The organism is Streptomyces sp. NPDC002935, from assembly GCF_040611295.1.
Classification (GTDB): domain Bacteria; phylum Actinomycetota; class Actinomycetes; order Streptomycetales; family Streptomycetaceae; genus Streptomyces.
Genome location: NZ_JBEXNW010000044.1, coordinates 44460 through 62872, shown reverse-complemented (window position 1 = coordinate 62872; position 18413 = coordinate 44460). Strand labels below are relative to the sequence as shown.

Annotated in this window: 19 protein-coding genes and 2 pseudogenes; 11 read left to right on the top strand and 10 right to left on the bottom strand. The window is 68.4% G+C overall.

Translation table 11 applies throughout. The annotated features are described in order from the left end of the window. The first annotated feature begins 267 nt into the window (after nucleotides 1-267). The 3 genes from ABZX90_RS38530 to ABZX90_RS38520 all read left to right on the top strand — a co-directional run bounded on the left by ABZX90_RS38530 (nucleotide 268) and on the right by ABZX90_RS38520 (nucleotide 2632). Nucleotides 268-804, top strand: coding sequence for a DUF4240 domain-containing protein (locus tag ABZX90_RS38530; RefSeq protein ID WP_355212946.1), 537 nt, complete (start codon nucleotides 268-270; stop codon nucleotides 802-804). 416 nt (nucleotides 805-1220) lie between these two features. Then, a complete protein-coding gene (locus tag ABZX90_RS38525) occupies nucleotides 1221-1658 on the top strand; it encodes a hypothetical protein (protein WP_355212944.1) in 438 nt (145 codons plus the stop codon). A 53-nt stretch (nucleotides 1659-1711) separates the two neighbouring features. After that, on the top strand, nucleotides 1712-2632 hold the full coding sequence (locus tag ABZX90_RS38520; RefSeq protein ID WP_355212942.1) for a DNA-3-methyladenine glycosylase 2 family protein: 921 nt from the start codon (nucleotides 1712-1714) through the stop codon (nucleotides 2630-2632). Nucleotides 2633-2873: 241 nt separating this feature from the next. Here the strand turns inward: ABZX90_RS38520 and ABZX90_RS38515 are convergent, their stop codons facing one another. Both ABZX90_RS38515 and ABZX90_RS38510 read right to left on the bottom strand, forming a co-directional pair. Beyond that, nucleotides 2874-3182: a hypothetical protein gene (locus ABZX90_RS38515; protein ID WP_355212940.1), complete on the bottom strand. Its 309-nt coding sequence runs from the start codon at nucleotides 3180-3182 to the stop codon at nucleotides 2874-2876. Between the two features lie 410 nt (nucleotides 3183-3592). After that, the gene (locus tag ABZX90_RS38510) at nucleotides 3593-3727 is read right to left on the bottom strand and encodes a hypothetical protein (RefSeq protein WP_355212967.1); all 135 of its coding nucleotides are present in this window, start codon (nucleotides 3725-3727) and stop codon (nucleotides 3593-3595) included. A gap of 121 nt (nucleotides 3728-3848) precedes the next feature. On the opposite strand from ABZX90_RS38510, the pseudogene ABZX90_RS38505 reads away from it, so the two are divergent. Beyond that, nucleotides 3849-4040, top strand: a pseudogene (locus ABZX90_RS38505) (RNA-guided endonuclease TnpB family protein); the annotation flags it as partial. Nucleotides 4041-4045: 5 nt separating this feature from the next. On the opposite strand, the gene ABZX90_RS38500 reads toward ABZX90_RS38505, so the two are convergent. Beyond that, a protein-coding gene (locus ABZX90_RS38500) for an IS5 family transposase (RefSeq protein ID WP_355212938.1) occupies nucleotides 4046-4860 on the bottom strand; the annotation gives its coding sequence in 2 pieces (ribosomal slippage) (nucleotides 4046-4500 and nucleotides 4500-4860; 816 coding nt in all). Between the two features lie 172 nt (nucleotides 4861-5032). On the opposite strand from ABZX90_RS38500, the gene ABZX90_RS38495 reads away from it, so the two are divergent. Both ABZX90_RS38495 and ABZX90_RS38490 read left to right on the top strand, forming a co-directional pair. Beyond that, nucleotides 5033-5290 (top strand): hypothetical protein, encoded by a 258-nt coding sequence (locus ABZX90_RS38495; protein ID WP_355212936.1) that lies wholly within the window; start codon nucleotides 5033-5035, stop codon nucleotides 5288-5290. 405 nt (nucleotides 5291-5695) lie between these two features. Beyond that, nucleotides 5696-6163 carry a lamin tail domain-containing protein gene (locus ABZX90_RS38490; protein ID WP_355212934.1) on the top strand — a complete coding sequence of 156 codons (468 nt, stop codon included), beginning with the start codon at nucleotides 5696-5698 and terminating at the stop codon, nucleotides 6161-6163. Nucleotides 6164-6537: 374 nt separating this feature from the next. Here ABZX90_RS38490 and ABZX90_RS38485 read toward each other — a convergent pair whose 3' ends face one another. Further along, nucleotides 6538-8856, bottom strand: coding sequence for a hypothetical protein (locus tag ABZX90_RS38485; RefSeq protein WP_355212932.1), 2319 nt, complete (start codon nucleotides 8854-8856; stop codon nucleotides 6538-6540). 248 nt (nucleotides 8857-9104) lie between these two features. Between ABZX90_RS38485 and ABZX90_RS38480 the strand changes: the two genes are divergently transcribed. Next, a complete protein-coding gene (locus tag ABZX90_RS38480; protein WP_355212930.1) occupies nucleotides 9105-9302 on the top strand; it encodes a hypothetical protein in 198 nt (65 codons plus the stop codon). A 63-nt stretch (nucleotides 9303-9365) separates the two neighbouring features. Here the strand turns inward: ABZX90_RS38480 and ABZX90_RS38475 are convergent, their stop codons facing one another. After that, on the bottom strand, nucleotides 9366-10535 hold the full coding sequence (locus ABZX90_RS38475) for a hypothetical protein (protein WP_355212928.1): 1170 nt from the start codon (nucleotides 10533-10535) through the stop codon (nucleotides 9366-9368). 230 nt (nucleotides 10536-10765) lie between these two features. Between ABZX90_RS38475 and ABZX90_RS38470 the strand changes: the two genes are divergently transcribed. Then, nucleotides 10766-10990, top strand: coding sequence for a hypothetical protein (locus tag ABZX90_RS38470; RefSeq protein WP_355212926.1), 225 nt, complete (start codon nucleotides 10766-10768; stop codon nucleotides 10988-10990). Between the two features lie 470 nt (nucleotides 10991-11460). Here the strand turns inward: ABZX90_RS38470 and ABZX90_RS38465 are convergent, their stop codons facing one another. Together ABZX90_RS38465 and ABZX90_RS38460 are read right to left on the bottom strand one after the other, a co-directional pair. After that, nucleotides 11461-11925 carry a hypothetical protein gene (locus ABZX90_RS38465; protein WP_355212924.1) on the bottom strand — a complete coding sequence of 155 codons (465 nt, stop codon included), beginning with the start codon at nucleotides 11923-11925 and terminating at the stop codon, nucleotides 11461-11463. A 496-nt stretch (nucleotides 11926-12421) separates the two neighbouring features. After that, nucleotides 12422-13018 carry a hypothetical protein gene (locus ABZX90_RS38460; RefSeq protein ID WP_355212965.1) on the bottom strand — a complete coding sequence of 199 codons (597 nt, stop codon included), beginning with the start codon at nucleotides 13016-13018 and terminating at the stop codon, nucleotides 12422-12424. Between ABZX90_RS38460 and ABZX90_RS38455 the strand changes: the two genes are divergently transcribed. Further along, nucleotides 13008-13196, top strand: coding sequence for a hypothetical protein (locus tag ABZX90_RS38455; RefSeq protein ID WP_355212963.1), 189 nt, complete (start codon nucleotides 13008-13010; stop codon nucleotides 13194-13196). The two genes, ABZX90_RS38460 and ABZX90_RS38455, sit on opposite strands and share 11 nt — an antisense overlap. Nucleotides 13197-13269: 73 nt before the next feature. Further along, entirely contained in the window at nucleotides 13270-13671 is a 402-nt protein-coding gene (locus ABZX90_RS38450) for a hypothetical protein (protein ID WP_355212961.1), read from the top strand. Here ABZX90_RS38450 and ABZX90_RS38445 read toward each other — a convergent pair. The 3 genes and pseudogenes from ABZX90_RS38445 to ABZX90_RS38435 all read right to left on the bottom strand — a co-directional run. After that, a pseudogene (locus ABZX90_RS38445) lies at nucleotides 13657-14358 on the bottom strand (ATP-binding protein); the annotation flags it as partial. The gene ABZX90_RS38450 and the pseudogene ABZX90_RS38445 overlap by 15 nt on opposite strands. Nucleotide 14359: 1 nt before the next feature. Continuing rightward, nucleotides 14360-14932, bottom strand: coding sequence for a hypothetical protein (locus ABZX90_RS38440; RefSeq protein WP_355212922.1), 573 nt, complete (start codon nucleotides 14930-14932; stop codon nucleotides 14360-14362). After that, the gene (locus ABZX90_RS38435; protein ID WP_355212920.1) at nucleotides 14929-16404 is read right to left on the bottom strand and encodes a dsDNA nuclease domain-containing protein; all 1476 of its coding nucleotides are present in this window, start codon (nucleotides 16402-16404) and stop codon (nucleotides 14929-14931) included. The genes ABZX90_RS38440 and ABZX90_RS38435 overlap by 4 nt, the downstream gene beginning before the upstream one ends. A gap of 176 nt (nucleotides 16405-16580) precedes the next feature. Between ABZX90_RS38435 and ABZX90_RS38430 the strand changes: the two genes are divergently transcribed. Then, entirely contained in the window at nucleotides 16581-18236 is a 1656-nt protein-coding gene (locus ABZX90_RS38430) for a protein kinase (RefSeq protein ID WP_355212918.1), read from the top strand. Nucleotides 18237-18413 lie beyond the last annotated feature (177 nt).

The window sequence follows — 18413 nt, the reverse complement described above, 5'->3', positions numbered from 1 at the left end:
TCAACCATAACCGGCAATCGCACAAGTGTGCGAATGGGTGAACGTGGCCTCCCTTCGCACGCTCGTTTGATTTTTGTGACGGAGCACGACAGTTTGCGAGTGGAGCACTGCGGCTTGCGAGCCTGTCGACGGTGGCACTCCGCACAGCGGCTAAAAGGAGCGGACGGATGAACCGGTCGCCTTCCGGCCCCTGGAGGCGAAGCCGGCAGCCTGATCCAACGGTCGAGAACTCCTCTCTGTCAGTACGAGATGGCATGCTCTCCCGCCATGGACAAGGAGCGGTTCTGGGAGCTCATCGCGGCGGCCCGCGACCGGGCGATCACCCCACAGGAAAGCGAAGCGATCGCCCGCGAAGCGACCTCGCTGCTGGCCGCCCGGCCGGTCGAGGAGATCGTCGCCGCTGAGCAGGTGCTGTGGGACCTGATGGTTGAGTCCTACACCAACCCTCTGTGGGCCGCTGCCTACACCGCCAACGGTGGATGCTCCGACGACGGCTTCGACTACTTCCGAGGCTGGCTGATCGCTCAGGGGCGTGAAGTCTTCGAGCGCGTCGTCGCTGATCCTGACGCCCTGGCGAAACTTCCCACAGTCCAAGCCGCCGCAGCCGCCGGCATCGACCTGGAGGGCGAAGACATGCTGGTCATCGCCTGGAACGCGCACATCACGGCGACCGGTGATCAGCTTCCCCCGGAGGCACCCACCATCCGCTACCCGCAGCTGGATCCTGCCTGGAACTTCGACTTCTCGGACTCAGACGAGATGGCTCGCCGCCTGCCGCGTCTGACTGCTCTCTACCTGGAGTAGGTCGCGGCGGATCCGCTCCCATCAAGAAGCGCTATGAGTGATCGCTGTTCGAATACCGCAGGCGGTTGGCTTGACGAGTGAGCACCATGAGGTGTCTCGGGGCTTGCAAACTTCGGCCTGCCAAACTCGCAAAACGTCGCACACCACCGCCCCCCACCAGGTCCTTCCTCGCGACAACTCGCAAACTGTCGCGCCCCGTCACAATTTTTTCTGGTCGCCTCGCTGATGCGGCCCTGCGGGAATCGGGTGCTGCGTCAGCGAACCTTGGGCGGTGTCAGCAGTACGCGACGCGCGCGGCCGCATCCCGCGCGCTCCTTGGCCAGGCTGGCCAAGGAGTGCGCTTGGGCACAGCGGAGCAGCCGTTCCCCTCGCTGTCCCTGCTGGAGATGTCTGCGGCTCGAACTAAGCTCCGAGGCATGACCACACCCCCCACCCCGAAGGACGACAGCTCCGCGCAGGCCGCGCCCGCCGACGCCCCGTTCGACCCCCTCAAATTCCCCAAGAACCTGCTCGACGCCCAGCTCCGGGAAGCCACGCTGTACGCCGAGCTCCACGCCCGCCAGGCGCAGCTCCCCTGGTCGCGTGAACCGTACGAGGGGTGGGCGGGGGACCCGGACCGAAAAAGGCGCGGACGCCCATCCACCGACGGCTGGTCCAAGGACGAGGCCGACACGTACGACAAGCTCTGGGAAGACCTCCGGGAGGCGACGGCGGCCGTCCAGAGCCACACGTGGTGGGATCAGTGCGAGAGCGAGGGCATCAAGGGTGCGGCTCTGGTTGCCGCCCGCATGGCCCTCAAGCACGCCGACGGCGCGATCCCGCTCCAGCAGGCCGACGTCGAAACCGCCGCCTGACAGGGATGACACGCGGCCAACGGCACGCCAGGGGTGCGGCCTAGGCTGGGGGTATGGCCCGCCGAATCTGGGTGCCGCCCGAGCCGTACGATCTGGCCCTCACACTGCGGGTGCTGCGTCGCGGCGCGCCCGATCCGACCTGCCGGCTGGAGCAGGACGGCACCTGGTGGCGTACGTGCCGCACACCCGACGGCCCGGCAACCCTGAAGATCACCGCCCACGTCAGCCCGGCTGGGGAAACACTGATCGCAGGCGACGCATGGGGGCCCGGTGCCGCCTGGACGCTGGAAACCCTTCCCGCTCTTCTTGGCGCCGGGGACGATCCCGCCGCGTTCGTCCCCCGGCACCGGATCGTCGCCCAAGCTCACCGCAAACACGCTGGCCTGCGCCTCCCGCGCACCGGCCTGGTCATGGAATCGCTCGTGCCCACCGTGCTGGAGCAACGGATCACCACCGGCAGCGCCCACTACGCCTGGCGCCGCCTCCTCACCCGCTACGGAGAGCAGCCGCCCGGGCCCGCACCGCAAGAGATGCGCGTTATGCCCCCGCCCCAGGTGTGGCGGACGATCCCGTCCTGGGAATGGCACCGCGCCGGCGTCGACCGCGCCCGAGCGACCGCGATCCTGCACGCCTGCCACCACGCCCCGCGCCTGGAAGAAGCCGCGGCCATGACCCTGCCCGACGCCACGCACCGCCTCCAGCTCATCCCCGGGATCGGTCCCTGGACCGCGGCGGAGACTCTGCAGCGCGCCCTCGGCGCGCCGGACGCCCTGACCCTCGGCGACCTCCACCTGCCCGTGCAGATCGGCTACGCCCTCACCGGCCGCCGCGACGGCACCGACGACCTGATGCTCCAGCTCCTCGCCCCGTACCCAGGACAGCGCCACCGCGCGACCCGCCTCATTCTGCTCGGCGGCCCCCTGCCTGACCGGCGCGCACACCAGGCTCCCCACAGCCGCATCGCCCATCTCTGACCGGTCTTGTCCCTGAACGTCGACGTGTCCTGGCTCCTGGTCCTGGTTGTCCTCGACAGCAAGGCGCAGCGGGCCTGGTGGGGGGCGAGGGCGGGATGCTGGTCGCGCACTCCAGATTGATCACTGTGCGGTTGGCCCGGCCCACCGTGAGGCGCTGCCGGGCCTTCGTGTCTCCGGGGTCGCGCCGGCACCCGTCGTCCCGGATTCGACGGAACTCGAAGACGCGAGCTCTCGTGGCGGGTCAGTCGAAGGGCGGGGCGTTGTTCCCGTTGATCCTCAGCACTCCCTCGCCCAGGTTCCCGCCCGGCGCGATGACGAATGTTCCTGTCCTACCGTTGGTGCGCAGCTGGAGATCCTCCGCCTGGTAAACCGCGTACGCGTCGCCTTGAACTGTGAGGGTGCCACCCCAGCTCGTGAGGCCCTCTGAGGAGGCCTTCGTCGCGAAGGCCTGGGACTCGTGCTGATCGGTGATGCGCCGCAGCTTGGCGTGGCACGGGTATTCGATGCCGTCCGCCACGACCGTGGCGCTGTCGTCCTCGTGAGTGCTCATGTCTCAGTGGACCCGACCCGAGTCCAGTCCACCAGCGGGGCAGGACGCACCTCATCAGCACGATGTCGTTGGTGATGGCGAAGGCGCGATTACACCCGTCGAAGGAGGCGTCCAGCACTTCCACATGAAGGACGTGCCCTCCGGCCGACGGGGAGGAACTCAGCCTCGCGGACGCGAAGGCGCGGATCGCCCGGCGCTCCAGCGCCGTCAACCTCGCGATGGTGTACCTGCGGGTCCGGCACTTCGACCCCGAGCTTCCCGGGCGATTGGCGGCGTTCAGATGAGCGCGTGGCGGGCCGCCGTGGAGACCGACTGACCGTCACCGGACCCTGGAGCGCGCCCTGGACGCGGAGCGTCCGCAGCTCTGGCGCCGAGGTGACGTGACGCGACGACGGCTCAGATTGCCGCGTTCACTCCTGCAACACCGCTCCGCCGTTCAGGTAGCGCCGAGCCGCCGTCAGCAGCTCAAGGTGCGCATTACGGAACTGGGTCATGGCCTCATTCCGCGCCACGTTCATCTGGGGTGAGGTGATGTATCCGACCATGAGCGGTACCGATCGCCCCCCGAACATCGGGCCCAATCGGATTCCACCGAGCTGCCTGGCATTGGCGTCGATGCGATCCGCTATCTGTGCCAGACTCTCCGGTCCCTCTAGGCGGACCACATGCGGGGCGGTCCTCGACCGGGACATCAACGCGGCGGTCAACGTCGCCAAGGCCGCCGGACTGGCGGTGCCGGCCTGTGGAGCGCAGGTAAGACCGGGACCCGTCCCGGCGCAGCGCAGCGAAACAGGAACCCACCAAGAGCTACCCACCGCGTCGCCGCGGTGGGAGCAGATTGGAATCCCGGGCCCTTAGAGGTCCTAACAAAGGCGTTGGACGTGCCGGTGGGTGATCAGGCAGGTGGCGAGGCCGAGGAAGGCCTCGTGGATGTCGTCGCGTCGCTCCCAACGGATCCGCAGTCGTCGGAAGCCGTGCAGCCAGGCGATCGTGCGCTCGACCACCCAGCGGAAAATGCCCAGGCCGGAGCCGTGTTCCACGCCTCGTTCGGCGATGACCGGGCGGATGCCGCGGTCCCAGAGCAGGCGGCGGTACTTGTCGTGGTCGTAGCGGTCGGCGAGCAGGGCATCGGGTCTGCGTCTGGGCCGGCCGACGACGCCTGCTACCGCCGGAATCTTGTCCAGCAGCGGCAGCAACTGCGTGACGTCGTTGCGGTTTCCGCCGGTCAGCGACACCGCGAGCGGGATGCCCTGGGCGTCGGTGACGACGTGGTGCTTGCTGCCCGGCCGCGCGCGGTCGACCGGGCTGGGTCCGCTTTTGGGCCTCGTCGAGCGGCCCGCACGTGGGAGGAGTCGATCACCGCCCGCGACCAGTCCAGCTGCTTCGCGGCCCGCAACTTCCTCAGCAGCACCAGATGCAGTTGATCCCACACCCCGGCCTCGTTCCACGCGGCCAGGCGCCGCCAGCACGTCATGCCCGAGCCGAAGCCCAACTCCTGGGGCAGGTACTCCCACTGGATGCCGGTATGCAGCACGAACAGGATCCCGCACAAGGCCTGCCGGTCCGGGACCCGCGGTCTGCCCTCCACCAGCTTCGGTGCCGGCTCGGGCAGCAACGGCTCGATGAGCGACCACAGTTCATCCGACACGATCCACGGCCGCGACTGACGTGTTCCCACGCCCGGACCAACGACCACCCAAGCCGAAAGTCACATGATCAACAACTTCTGTTAGGACCTCTTAGGCCCGGGAGGATGTCAAGCTCTCCTCACCCGCAGCGCAGGGGAGTTGAAGACGGTCCTCACTCTCCTCAGGGACTCCGTAGAGAAGCTCCAGGAGCAGGGTCTCTTGATGACCGACTACCGTGGTGAACCACTCGACCTTGTGCTCCAGTGCTATACCGAGGCCTCCACCGCCGCCGAGCAACTCGCCGGAGAACTGAGCCAGGCCGCCGACGTCACCAGGCGAACTACCCGTCTACGGCGCCGCAGTCACCATCACCCCCGACGGCGAGACCACACTCTCCCGCAGCCGGTGGTCAGCCACCCTGTGACGGCGTTCGACGCCGCCCAGGCCCGCGACCCCGATCGCGGCTTCTGCCAGCCCTGACCTCGACCCGGCGGGTCACGCTGCGCCGACTCATCGTCCGGGCCCTGGAAGCCGAGTCGAACCAGAAGGTGCGCGCGGCCCAGGGGCTGTTACTCACTTTCGGGTGACGGCTAGCTGTCCGGTGGGGTGGCGGTACCTGGCGAGCGGTGCCTGACAGCTAAGCGCTGCAGGGTTGTTGAGACCGGAAGCGCGTCAACTTCGCGCATCGACGAAATGGATGGCTACTGCATCCAAGCGTCACGGCTGTGCGGTTGATCGGTCACGCACCCCGGATCGCGTTCACATCCCGGCGATCTGGAGGGCAGGGTGTGAATGCGCGGCCGGCCGGCCGCCACCCGCACACCGCACCACCTGACTCCCACCAGGGCGTTTTGAGGTTGTGCGCGCACAATGCAGGGGGAACCTGTGACCGTATCCACGTCTGCCCGTCGTCTGACCGCCGCCGCGCTGGGTGCTGCTGCCATCACCGCGGCGATCGCTGTCCCGGCATCCGCCGCCGACCCGCGCCCGCACCGCCAGGCGGTGGAGATCAGCCAGGTGCAGTACGACTCCCCGGGCCGTGACGACCGCTCCAACCGCTCCCTGAACCAGGAATGGGTGGAGATCACCAACAACACCCGTCGCAGCGTGAACCTGGACGGCTGGACCCTCTCCGACGCGGACGGCCACACCTACACCTTCGACCACTACCGCCTCGACGGCCGCGCCACCGTCCGCGTCCACACCGGCCTCGGCCGCGACACCCGCACCGACCTCTTCCAAGACCGCCGCGCCTACGTGTGGAACAACGACCGCGACATCGCGACTCTGCGCAACGACCACGGCCGCTTCATCAACGACGCCTCCTGGGGCCGCCGCCACATCCACCACTGACCGAGCCTGACCCCGGTCCCGCCTGCCCCCGGTCCTGTTCCTGGCTGGGGGCAGGCGGGAGACCAGGGCGAAGTTTGCGTCTCTGTGTCAGCGTCCGTTCCTCCCCGGAGGGACGGACGCTGCACTGTGTTCGCCAGCAACTGCGCTGACCAGCCCCGAAGTCAGCGGATGACCCTCCAGCGTGCCGGGATCCCGTCACCAGGCCTGAAACTTCACGACTTGCCCCGTGTTGATCTCGTCGAGCCGGATCGAGAGACGCTTCGGACGGGTCCCTTGCTCCGACGGACTGGCCTTCGTGTGAACGCCACGATCGGCCCGTTTCTCCGCTGAACAGTGGGGGAGGAGACCGCTGCCACCGCCAGCGAACGACAGCCCTACGCCGTGCCCGGCGGTAGATGTCGGTCGAGTGGAGCAGATGCCGACGGTTGCCATGGGGATGTCGGCGTGCCGTCCGCATCCAAGCCGTACAGCCACAGCCTTTTGACTATGTCACGAGTGTCGGTGCGGCCGCGGTCAGCGGCATTCAGGACCAGGCTCTCGGCACCCTTTCGGTCCCCGGCTTCCTCCCGCATCCCGGCGAGACGGTACAGGGCGCTGACGTCGTCTTGATCGGCCGCTTTCAGGGCCAGGGTCTCGGCCCCTTCGCAGTCCCCGACATCCTCCCGCAGCACGGCCAGGCGGTACAGGGTGCCGGTGCTGCTGTGGTCGGCGGCCTGTTGGAGGAGACGCTTCGCCCCTTCCTGGTCCCCGGACCCCTTTCGTATCCCGGCCAGGGCGTACAGGGCTTCAGTGTCTCCGTGGTCGGCGGCCTGTTGGAGGAGTCGGAACGCCCCTTCCTGGTCCCCGGCTTCCTCCCGCGCCACAGCCAGGCGGTACAGGGCGTCAGTGTCGCTGTGGTCGATGGACTGCCGGAGGAGACGGAACGCCCTTTCGCGGTCCCCGGGGTCCTTCCGCATCCTGGCCAGGCGGTGCAGGGTGTCGGTGTTGCCGTACTCGGCGGCTTTCAGGGCCAGGGCCTCGGCCCCTTCCTGGTCCCCGGCTTTCTCCCGCATCCCGGCGAGGCGGTGCAAGGCGTCGGTGTTGCCGTACTCGGCCGCTTTCAGGGCCAGGGCTTCGGCATCCTGTCGGTCCCCGGCTTCCTCCCGCATCCTGGCCAGGCGGTACAGGGCGTCGGTGTTGCCGTACTCGGCGGCCTGACGAAGGAGTCGCTCCGCACTTTTCCGGTCTTCGGCCTCCTCCAGCATCACAGCCAGGCGGTACAGACCGTAGGTGTGGACATAGTCGGCGCCTCCCCAATCCCCGGTCTGCTCCCGCATCACAGCCAGGCGGTCCAGGCCGTCGGTGCCGCCGTGCTCGACGACACGGCTGCGGAGGAGGTGGGCCCACTGCAGGCGGTGCCGGTTCATGGCTGCTTGGGTGAGGTTGCTCAGGTCGTCAGGATGGGTGAGGCGGGTATGGGCGGCGCTCCAGAAGGAGGCGGGTGGGCACAGCCGTCTTCGGGTGGTGCGGCCGTGTTGTTCGAGGTAGTCGGCGAGCCGGAACACCGGCCCTGCGGGCGACGGGGCAAGGGTGTCGGCAAGGATCGAGGGGATGGACGGGCGCCGTGGAGCTCGGGGGGTTGCCCGGCGCAGGGGAGCCTGTTTGCCGTGGACGAGTTGAGCAAGTTCGGCGAATGCCTGTTCCGCCCAGTCGTAGGTGAGCTGGTCGTAGTCGGTGTTGGTGAGGTAGTCGATGGCGGCGTCGGTGAGGAAAGCCTGTGGCAGGTGGGGGCCAACGCCGAGGCAGCGCGCGTCCATCGCTGCTTCCAGGAGCGCTGTGGCGGCTGGGCTTGCGTGCTGGTAGCGGTTGAGGAGTTCGGGGGCGCCGGCCAGGTCCTGGGTCACTCGCCCGTCGGTGCGGGCGCGGGTGAGGGCGTCGGCCAGCAGGCGGTCACCGCCTTCGGCGACGGCGGCCGCGGCGGCCAGGGCATCGGCGTCGAAGGCGTCGGGGACAGTCAGCGTGCGGCCGGAGAGCAGTTCCCGCACCCGGCTGTGCGGATCTTCCCCACCCGGTGCGGGCAGGGCTGTGTACTGGTGGGCGTATTCGGGCCAGAGGGTGCCGAGCACGAGGACCGGTCCGCGCTCTGGGCTGACCAGCAGGTGGTGCACGGCTGCCGCGATCCGCTCACCCGCCGTGCGGTCGCCCAGGTAGTGCTGGGCCTCGTTCAGCCACACCACCGTCTTCGGTCCAACCTGCTTCAGGTCTGCGAGGGCCGCGTCGGCCCGGGTGGGGTCGAAGGGATGCCACAGCCGCCAGCCGAGACCAGCCAGCGGCTGCACGGCCTGCCAGCAGGCCCTCGTCTTGCCCGTCGAGGATGTACCGACCAGCACCGCCATTTGGCTGTGGCCCAGGGTGGCCTTCCGCACTACACGGGCCAGCAGCTCATCGTGCTCCCGCAGCACATACCCCGGTAGTACCCGCACCCCACCTCCGCCCACAGCATGGCCGGCGGGGTGAACCTCCAGGTCGTGCGGATCCCAGTCTCCCAGCGGCCGCCCCGGCCCTGAGACATCCCCCGCATCTGGACCGGTGAGCGCAGCAGCGCGGCGGCGCAGCTCCAAGAGCTCCTCCACCGGCAACTTCAGCACGCGGGCCAGCGCCGCGACCGTCTGCGCCGACGGCACGCGAGCACCGCTCCGCAGGGCCTCGTACACGGTGGTACGCGTAACACCTGCCTTCGTGGACAGCTGCGATTTGCTCAATCGAGCCTGGGCCACGCCGTCCTCGAGTCGGCGCCGTAATTCCGTCAGCGCCTGCTCGGGCCCCGTCTGCTCTTCGTGCACCCGCACATCCCCCGGGAGTCGGTGTCCGTCGGTGTTCATCATCGTTCGGGCGGACCCTGGCGTACGCCGATTCCGGGACAACAGTCACGTCAACACCCGCCCGTCCAGGGGAGTCTGCCGTGACCGTCGCCATCATCCTTCTCACCACCGCGCTCGTCGTGGCTGTGGCGCTGCTGGCCGCCACAGCAGCCGGGATCCTCGCCCGCATCGACGGCGCCACGATCCCGGCCGTACTTGTGCGCGCTGCCAGGGTGTTCGCCGGCGTCCTTACCCTCGCCTGCGCCGTCATCGCAACCATGGCCGCAGCGATCCGGTGAAGACCAGGCCACGGTGCGCACACGCACGGACCCTCTTTGCGGGTCCGTCGTCGGTGCGGTACGTCAGTCGGCAGTCTCTTGAGCCGGGGTCGTCTCCGGCCGGACGGCAGTCAGGATCAGGTCGCGGACGGGCGGCGCCAGCACCCCCGGCATCTCCAGGACCGGCCACTGACAGCCGGGCACCAGCCCGTCGAGCACGACGTACATCTGGCGTTGGAACAGCAACAGCAGCGTCGAGAGGGCGGCTCCGGAAGGTGTCCAGCGGCGCTCGCGCAGGGTCTCCAGGACAGACACCCCCGACGGCAGCCCCCTCCCGGTCAGCCATATTGTGACGGCTTCGGCGGGCTGGCCGGCATCCAGCTCGGCCTCGACTCGCTCGCACAGGTCCAGGGCCCACGCACGCACCTGCTGGGCCGTGCGCCAGCCGAGGCGGAGGTCTTCCAGCGAGGCAGTTTCGGCCAGACCGCGCAGCCGGTCGCGTGCGTCGCCTTCGGCGAGGAAGGAGAGCGAGCCGTCGTCGGCCATCACCAGGTCCGCGGCTTCCGGGGCGTCCTGCTGGGTGGTCTCGACGAGCGAGGCGAACGGATGAGCCGTCATGCCCGGGTTCATCCCGCGCAGTAAGTCCCCGATCTCCTGCACGGACATGGTGCCGCCGAGGACGGCGGTCACGGCGGCCAGCGACGCGTCGGACGGAGTCATCGGCGTGGGCTCGGTGTTCTTGTCCAGCTCGGCCAGTTCCTCGGGGAGTTCGCCCAGGATGCGGGCGATGCGCTCGTCGATACGTCTGGCTCGGGCGGGAACGAGGACGAAGGTCCGGCCGGCCTCGGCAAGGCGTCTCACGACATGGTCCACGTGCTCTTCCAGCTCCAGATCATCGCCCAGGCTGTCGTCCTCGCCAGGCAGGGCGACGGAGTCCACCGCGGCGCGGAAGGCGGCCCGCACCGTCGTCTCCGGCACCGGGTGCCCGTCGGCGAACAGGAGCAGCGCGAGGTCGGTGGGCCGTTTGCCTCGGCCGGCGCGGCGGGCGAGGGCGAGGACCAGGTCGAAGCTCTCGGCCGGCGGGGTGGATGTGCTGCCCCTGCCGCGGCCGAGGCCTCCGCCGGGGATGTTGCCCGGGAGCAGTCCGGCACGCCGCCAGACTTCGAGCTGCTTGGCCGTGATGGTGAGGCTGTGACGCGCCGCGTGGTCGATGAGCTGCTGGTCGGCCGCGCTGGGACCGTCGTTGGAAGGCATGACGCGAAGCTAGCGATGCCCTCATCGGCGACAGGCCGGTTTTGGAGACCCCCCACCTTTATCCGGTCGCTCTGCTATCCGTCCTCTGGAATGGCAGTCACACGGCATACGGACGGCATACCGACGCTGTGGCGGTTCCGCCACTGTTGAAGCCATCCGGCCTGCTGCCCGCACAGCGCGCCCGCCCCTGGGCGCTTCCGCGCCGTGCCCGATCCGCAAAGGACTCAACGATGACCACCGACACGGACGCATCCCGTCCTCAGGACCGCAGCCTCCGGGAACTGCGCCTGGTGCTCCTCCTGCTCACCCTGCTGGTGGGACTGCTCATCACTGCGGCGGCCGTCTACGTGGCCCGTGTGCACCCGGGTCTCGCGCAGCCTTTGGGGGTAGGAGCCGCCGTCATGAGCGCGCTCGCCGCTATCGCTGGTGTCGTTGCCCGCGCCATCCGTAGGTGATCGTCTTGGGTTCGACCGGCAGATCTACCGTCGGTGCGACAACGTTGAACTCTGCTTCAACCGACTCCAAGGCTTCCGAGGGGTCGCCACCGGCGAAGGCACCGACGGCTGGGAATTCAGCGGAAGCTCGTACTCCGTCGAGCTCTGGTAACGCCAGAAGCGAGCGCGTATGAGCACCAGCCCTGAGCCGTCGTGGCCTGCGAGTCCTGAGGGCCGGCGGTTTTCGCCCGGCCTCGGAGGTCCGTAGTGATCCGTGGCGAGGTGCTTCAAAGAGGGTCGGGTGCGGGTGAGGAGAACGTCGATCTGAACGGTCGGGCCGACCGCGGCGCGCGTGGTTCAGAACCGGGACGACAGCGGATGAGACACTCCGCCGGGCCAGGGCGCCAGTGACTTCGCCCGCTTCTATGTCTTCATCCGTGAGGCAGCCGAGGGCTGGCAAGCGAAACGTGAGGAGTGAACTCAAATGACTGTCAAAGCGGATCAAGGCCTAGTTTCTGCATAAATTCCTGAATGCAGGACATAGTTACTTCCATCAACTCTCTGGCGTGCTCCTTGTGTCCTTCCTCAATGAGCTCTTGGATTCCGCCGATTGCATCGTGCACACTGTGTATGAACTCGAAAGGTGGGCTGTATGCCCTACGCACCAGCCGGCCCGCCAGCTCGGCAATTCGAACCAGATCCTCATTGTTCAGGTCTGTGAGATCCGCGCGGGCAATCGTTTCCGTATACCCGCCCTGCGGCATGTCTTCCTGGGGAACCCTGTGCGTCACTCCGCAGGTGCGCAGGAACCCGAGCACAGCTCGCTCGGCCTGTAGCGCCTGGTGGCCGGTCTCCAACTGAACGCAGAGCTCTGTCGTCCATCCCCGTCGAGCGTGTTCACGCAGACGGGACTCCTCGTTGGGCGCGATTGCAACGCCCACCTTCAACGCGTTCAAGACGTCGTGGCGCAATACGTACAAGACGGCTGGCTCATCGGCCCGACCGTGAAAATTACTCCCTAGCACCCTGCACCTATGCCTTACTCATGAACTTGGGGCACTGTACTCGCCGCCTTGTCCGCGCCTCGAGCTGAGGGGTGATGCTCACTCCTAGCAGACGGTCTGCCTGGACTCATCCGTGCGGTTCGGGGCACTCCCGATAATCCGGACGTGCTGGAAAGCTCGTGCGCGACGTGAAGTGGGACCAGCGGGCGCGCACCAGCGGCATCGCCCCGATGGGAAGGATCGGTGAGGCCGCGATCGCCATGAGCACGGTCCAGTACCTCGTCACCCCCCGGCTGCCGTGGGCTCGCGCTCGCCCTTGGTTACATTCAGGTGGCTGGAGGTTCAGACCAGCGCCGACGGCGATGAGCTCGGCGTTCATTGGTTCTTCCCGTGCCCTGTCTCGGCATCTGTTCCACCACCACGGTTCGTCCGTTGGCGGGACGCCTTCCTAGGCCTCCGACTGGTTCTCGATGCGGGTGACGCGATCGGGGCCGGGGTGGTCGACGCCGGGGACCATGGGGTGCTCGTAGTCGAATTCGACCTTGCCGAAGGAGTCGCTGGCGATGGGCGGAGGGTCGTTGTCGGCGATGATCAGTTGCAGGCGTTCCCCGTATGCGTCGGCCAGGGTCCTGAACCGGCTGTAGATCTCGGCAGCGCGTTGGCGGTCGGGGGCGTTGTTGCCGAAGGCCTTGCGCGGTGAGTCGATCACGAGGAGGGAGGGGACCAGGACGTCGGCGTGGTCGAGTCCGGAGGCGAGGAGGGTGAGGCTGTAGGCGAGGTTGACGGAGGTGGCGAGGCCGCCGCCGGAGGCTTGCAGGCTCTCAAAGGGCTGTCCGTTGACGACGGGCAGGTAGGTGTCGCGGTCGATGACGGCCGTCTCGACCCAGGGCAGGTTCCAGCCGGTGAGCAGCCGGCCGAACTCGGCACTGAGGTCGCCCAGCAGTGACTGGCTGGCCTTGAGTAGCTCGGACTTCTCCTTGATGTCCTTGTTGACCTGCCGGCGCTCGGCTTTGATCGAGCGGATGTCCGCGTCGATGGCACGCACCCGGGCCCACGATTCCCGCAGCTGGGTGATGGCATCGATGCTGGCTTTGAGCGCGGCGACGCGGGAGCTGGCCTCGGCGATGGCGTCGAAGCGAGGGGCGACCGCATCGCGGGTCTGGGCGTCGAGCTCCCGGCGCAGGCTGCTGATCGCGAAGCTGAGCTGCTGCGACCGCTCCTGAGCGGTCTGCAGGTGTGCCTCGTCGGCCTGGTGGATGCGCTGTGCGTCCTGCAGCTGCAGCTGGAGGACGGTGCGTGTCTCCTCGATGGCGGGGGGTCGATGTCGGCCTCGAGGGGGTCGGGCTGGAGGCAGACAAGGCAGTGGCCGTCCTCGACGGGGCGGGCGGCCAGGGACTGCATGCACCGCGGGCAGACGACGAACTCGAAAGGGGAGAGCCGGTCGATGGCCGTGGCCGACCGGTCGAGACGGACGAGGTCGAGTTGCACCTGGGCGACGACGGCCCGTCGCGCGTCGACAAGGTCGGCGGCCGCCGAGACTTCTTCCTCGGCCTGCCGCGCGGCGCGGATGGCGTTCTGGAGTTCGTTGCGCAGCGCGGTGTCGGCGGCGGTCTGTTCCTCGAGTTCGGTGCGGAGACTGGCCAGGGTGGCATCGGCCCGGCCCAGAGTGTCGCGCAGCTGCGTGAGCTCGGCCCGTAGTTCGTCGTCGCTGCGGGGGTCGGAGGCTGCCAGGAAGGCACTGACGTTGTTGTGCTCGGCGGTTCTGGCCTTCAGCTTGTCCAGGAGCTGGACCCTGGTGCGTTTGAGCTCCATGAGCGCGGCGTCGGTGAGTCCGAACATCAGGCGGAAAAGCTCTTTGCGCTTGGTCTCGAACCAGCTGTCCAGGTGGCCGACGACCTGGCGGTCGATCTCGCGGGCCTGGAGGTAGGCGTAGGCGTACAGGTCGTTGAAGGTGAGGTTCTGCGGCCTGGCCGCTCCTTCTCGCCGTGCTGCGATCTGTTCGCGTGGGAAGCCGAGTGCGTCCAGCAGGTAGTCGGAGAGCGTGGTTGCACCCTCGGAAGCGCGCACCGGCAGGGAGCGCTCCAGGGTGAGGGAGCGGGGGTCGAGGAGATCCACGGTGTCGGCGGCGTCTCCCTCGATGGTCCGGCGCAGGACGACGCGTTCGTCGCCGGCCACGACCTCGGCCTGGACGGACAGCACGTTCTCGCGGACCGCAGGGGTGAGCATGGCGCTGCCGCCGAGGGCGTGTTTGAAGAGCATCAGCAGACTGGACTTGCCGGTGCCGATCGGGCCTGTGATCACCGTGGCCGGCCGGTCGAAGCGGTAGGTCTGTTCCGCCTCGGCGGTCGTCACAGTCAGGGAGACGATGCGCAGATGGACGGCCATGTCAGATCTCCGTCCGCCAGGGCCGGTCGACGGCGTCGGGCAGGCGGTCGTAGATGAGGTTCTTCAAGGCCGATCCTGACTTGTTGAAATGCCGCTTGAGCAGCTTGATCCGGCTGTCCACGACTGACCATTCCGGCGTTTCGGCCAGACTGGCCGCAGCGGCGGCGCCCTGTGGTGTGGTGCGGAATTCGGCGCGGTCGCTGCCGCTGTAGGTGATCAGGCCGCGGGCGGCGAGCGAGCCGAGGATGCTGTAGTAGCGCTGGTCCCAGGGCCCGTACTTGTAGCGGGTCATGCGGCTCTCGACGGCGAGGCGCTCGGGTGGTGTCGGAGCCGTTCCCTCCGGCCACGACGCCTCGCCCGCGGGCAGGAGACGTTCCAGCATCCCCGGATAGCGCAGCAGGAAGTCGAGCTTGGCGAGTTTGGTCAGACCCGCGAGCCCGCCCTTGGAGGTGGTGAACTGCGCGATGAGCAGAAGGATGCGGGCTTCGTGGTAGTGGACCTCGCGCTGCTCGGCTTGGCGGTGCTGAGTCCGCATACGCGTTGCGGCGGTTTCGAAGTCGGCGCTGTGGGTCATGAGGCTTCCTCGTCCGCGTCGAACGTCTCGGAGAAGAAGAAGAGGCACTCGTCGCACAACTGGTAAGCCAACCCCCGCAGGTGCAGGTTGCTGAGCTGGAAGGGCGGCAGCGAGGGCAGAGCATCGACCTTGAGCCGCTCGGCCAACAGGTCGTTCATCTTGATGCCGAACTCGCTGCCCTCGGCTACCTGAGCGCGTGCATGGCGCCGGCACGCGAAGGCCATCTCCAGCACGTCCATGGACAGGTTCAGCAGGTCGGTCTCGTCCCCGGCCAGGCCGGAACGCCTCTCTGACCAGGTCGTGTACCACGCGGAACGAAGCCTCTCAGCGAAGGCCGCCTCGTCCGAGGGCACCCGGCCCCGGCGCAGCTTGCGGCGGAGCTTGGCACCTCCTGGCGCCACCACGGGCTCCTGGCCGCGGGGAAACGTAGGCAGCTGAACCGACGTGTACACGACCTCCCGGCGGATGATCTCGCGGGTGATCCTGCGCCGGCCGATGCGCTGCTGCATCTGCGTGCTGTGGCGGACCCGGCTCGGGTCGGCGATGTACACAGCCAGTTGGCCACGGTCGCTCTCGTCACGGTTGGCACGTTCGATCCGATCCACGATGGCCCGGTAGGTGTTCTCAAGATCGACATGGGCCAGCTGCAACTGTTCGACCGCAGGAACCAGAAGCCCTTGGATGTTGACGTCGGTGATGTTTTCGCGGTGCGGTGGCTTGCAGGAGATCTCCAGGACCGCGAGGAAACGTACGACCTTGTCCACGAACCCGGCGGGTATCTGGATGTCCGCGAGCCTGCGCACCTGAGGGGTGTCCGGGACATTGGGATAGGGCTGCTTCCAGCGGACTTTGAGCATCTGGCGTGCGACTTCCTCCGCCATGGAGGTCAGCCCGGCCGTGAATTCCGGCTCCGGGCCGCACATCCGAGCCAGGACGCCGGCATTGCCCTTGCCCGGCTTCAGCGCCGCGTTCGTCGCCAGCCGGAGACGGACATTCGCGGCACACTCGCACGCGCACCAGCGGTCGAAGAGATGGGTCAGGCCGCCGCTCTTGCACAACTCCGGGAGCGTCCATGGGCCCTGGGTGCCTTCGCGATGCTTGACCGATACGAGTTCCACTGATCCGTCGGTCCATGCCACGACGAAGTCCTCGTGCCACTCGCAGACGACGAAGTCGATGGCGTCCTGCGTGAGCATGGCCAGGCAGTCCCGTGCGGCTACCTCCGCTTGGTACCGGTAACGGCCCAGCGTGTCCGAGCCGCTGTCTTCCTCCGGAGCAAGGTCGAAGATCGTGAGGTCTGAACCGTTCGAACCGTCTGGTTCAGGGGGCGCTCCGACGTCTTCGGCCCCAACGCCCGTGCCCGCCGTATCGACCATCGACGTCCCCCGCTCCGGCCCTGCATGAGAGCACGTCCCGCGCTGCGTTGCGACGGCAGGGCTCTGAAGATCTATACCCGTATCACACTCCAGCATCGACGCGTAACTGTGCGTTGCGATTCAATTTGGCGAGGTATGCGAGCCGGCCTCAGCGGACGGCTGTCAGCCGGCCGGCCTGGTTGGTCGTCCGGCTGAGGTTCCCCTGACGGGCGTGAGAGAGTTGCGGGCCCGGCCGACGCGGGTTGGGGTGTTCTTGCCTGTGGGGGGCGTTGTTGTCTGCGCGTGTTCATCCATCACGGCCTGGTGATCCGGGCCGGATCGGCCCGTACTGGGTCATCGGTCGGCTGGGTTCGGGCGGTATGGGAACGGTCCATGCGGCCCTGGATCCCGGCGGGCGGCGGGTGGCGGTGAAGGTCGTCCATCCGGCGCAGGCCGGTGACGAGGAGTTCCGGGCCCGGTTCAAGCGGGAGGTCGAGGTGTCCCGGCGGGTCATGGGGCCCTGTCTGGTGCCGCTGCTCGCGGCGGACCCCGGCGCGGCCGATCCTTGGCTGGCCACCCCATACGTGCCCGGCCTTACGCTCGGCGAGCACATGGCCGCGCACGGCGCGCTGTCCGGAGCCCGTCTGTACGCGCTGGCGGTCGGGACCGCGGCCGCGCTGGCTGCTGTCCACGCGGCCGGGGTGGTGCACCGTGATGTGAAGCCGGGCAACGTCATCCTGGCCGCCGACGGGCCGCGGGTGCTGGACTTCGGCATCGCCCACGCCCTGGACGGCACCTCGGTCACCCGGACCGGCGTGATGACCGGCACCGCGGGCTGGATCAGCCCCGAGGGCTACCGCACCGGCGCTGTGGGGCCGGCCGGAGACGTCTTTGCCTGGGGGGCACTGCTCGCCTACGCCGCCACCGGACGGCTGCCGTTCGGCACTGGCGCCCCGGACGCGGTCGCGGCCCGGGTGATGTCCGGCGACCCCGATCTCGCCGGGATGCCCGACGACCTCCTGGCCTTGGTGACGTCCGCGCTGGCCAAGACCCCTGAGGAGCGGCCTACGGCCGCGGCGCTGGCCGGGCAGTGCACGGTGCTGCTCGCCGCCCAGGCCACTCAGGTCCTGCAGCCGGGGGCCGAGGCGCCGACTCTGGCGGGTGACCTGGTGGCGGCCGGATGGGAGGACTTGCCGGCCACCGAGGACGACCCGGCCTGGACGCTGGCCCGGCGCCGGATCGCCCGCCGACGCAACTGGCTCGTTGCCGCGGCCGCCGTCACCGGGTTCGCTGTGGCCGCCGCCGGCACGTACTTGATCGTCGATCAGAACCAGAACGGGCAGCGGTCCAGCACGCGGGCCGGTGCGGGTACGACGGCCTCCGCCACTGTCTCCCCCGGCCAACGATCCGGCGCGGTGACCGCCTCCCCGGCAGCAGGCGCTCCGGAAGCAAGGCCAGAGAAGAACACCCCGGCAACCGAGTCCGCCACGTGTCTGCCGGTCACCTACAAGCTGCCCACGGGCCCGGCGACCTGCGAGTCCAAGAAGGACATCTGCGCCATCGGTGCCCCGTACTACATCAAGGACATCAACCGACTGTGCGGCGGCCCACCCGTCCTGCAGAGGGTCAACATCATCTCCGAGCCGTCCACCGGCGGAGACCCGGGAGTCTTCTACTGCGTGGCCTGGACAGGCAGCGCCAGCGACACCACCCGCGACGGCGTGCTCCTGATGAACGCCCCTGGCGTCCAGTGCGGCGCCGACCTGGTGAGCCCGTCCGGCACCCGCGATGCACAGGGGCAGGCGGTCGTCTTCTACGACACCGAGCAGGACTGCACCCCCCTGTACCCGGGAACTCGCCAGACCTACCCGGCCGTCCTGGACTACAACAGCCTCGGCGACCAGGAAGCCCCCACGTACGTCTGCCTCAGCGAACATCTCGGCGCCTGACACTCCCGTCCTGTCACCCAACTGGTCCTTCCACGGCGGGTGATCGCCTCAGCGAAGCCGTAACAGCCGGCCGCGGCAGCGGTTGTCCGGGCATGATCCGACAGCGACTCATGTCCTCCTGGGCTGCCGCGACCGCGCTCGTCCTCGCCAGCGTGCTGGCGTCGCCAGCCAATGCTG

Excerpts from the sequence above, each read along its gene's own strand:
- ABZX90_RS38470 (WP_355212926.1), top strand. The coding sequence starts at position 10,766 with ATGACCACCGACACGGACGCATCCCGTCCTCAGGACCGCAGCCTCCGG.
- ABZX90_RS38475 (WP_355212928.1), bottom strand. The coding sequence starts at position 10,535 with ATGCCTTCCAACGACGGTCCCAGCGCGGCCGACCAGCAGCTCATCGAC.
- ABZX90_RS38455 (WP_355212963.1), top strand. The coding sequence starts at position 13,008 with ATGGCACGCACCCGGGCCCACGATTCCCGCAGCTGGGTGATGGCATCG.
- ABZX90_RS38495 (WP_355212936.1), top strand. The coding sequence starts at position 5,033 with ATGACCGACTACCGTGGTGAACCACTCGACCTTGTGCTCCAGTGCTAT.
- ABZX90_RS38520 (WP_355212942.1), top strand. The coding sequence starts at position 1,712 with ATGGCCCGCCGAATCTGGGTGCCGCCCGAGCCGTACGATCTGGCCCTC.
- ABZX90_RS38435 (WP_355212920.1), bottom strand. The coding sequence starts at position 16,404 with ATGCTGGAGTGTGATACGGGTATAGATCTTCAGAGCCCTGCCGTCGCA.
- ABZX90_RS38530 (WP_355212946.1), top strand. The coding sequence starts at position 268 with ATGGACAAGGAGCGGTTCTGGGAGCTCATCGCGGCGGCCCGCGACCGG.
- ABZX90_RS38515 (WP_355212940.1), bottom strand. The coding sequence starts at position 3,182 with ATGAGCACTCACGAGGACGACAGCGCCACGGTCGTGGCGGACGGCATC.
- ABZX90_RS38525 (WP_355212944.1), top strand. The coding sequence starts at position 1,221 with ATGACCACACCCCCCACCCCGAAGGACGACAGCTCCGCGCAGGCCGCG.
- ABZX90_RS38440 (WP_355212922.1), bottom strand. The coding sequence starts at position 14,932 with ATGACCCACAGCGCCGACTTCGAAACCGCCGCAACGCGTATGCGGACT.
- ABZX90_RS38510 (WP_355212967.1), bottom strand. The coding sequence starts at position 3,727 with ATGGTCGGATACATCACCTCACCCCAGATGAACGTGGCGCGGAATGAG.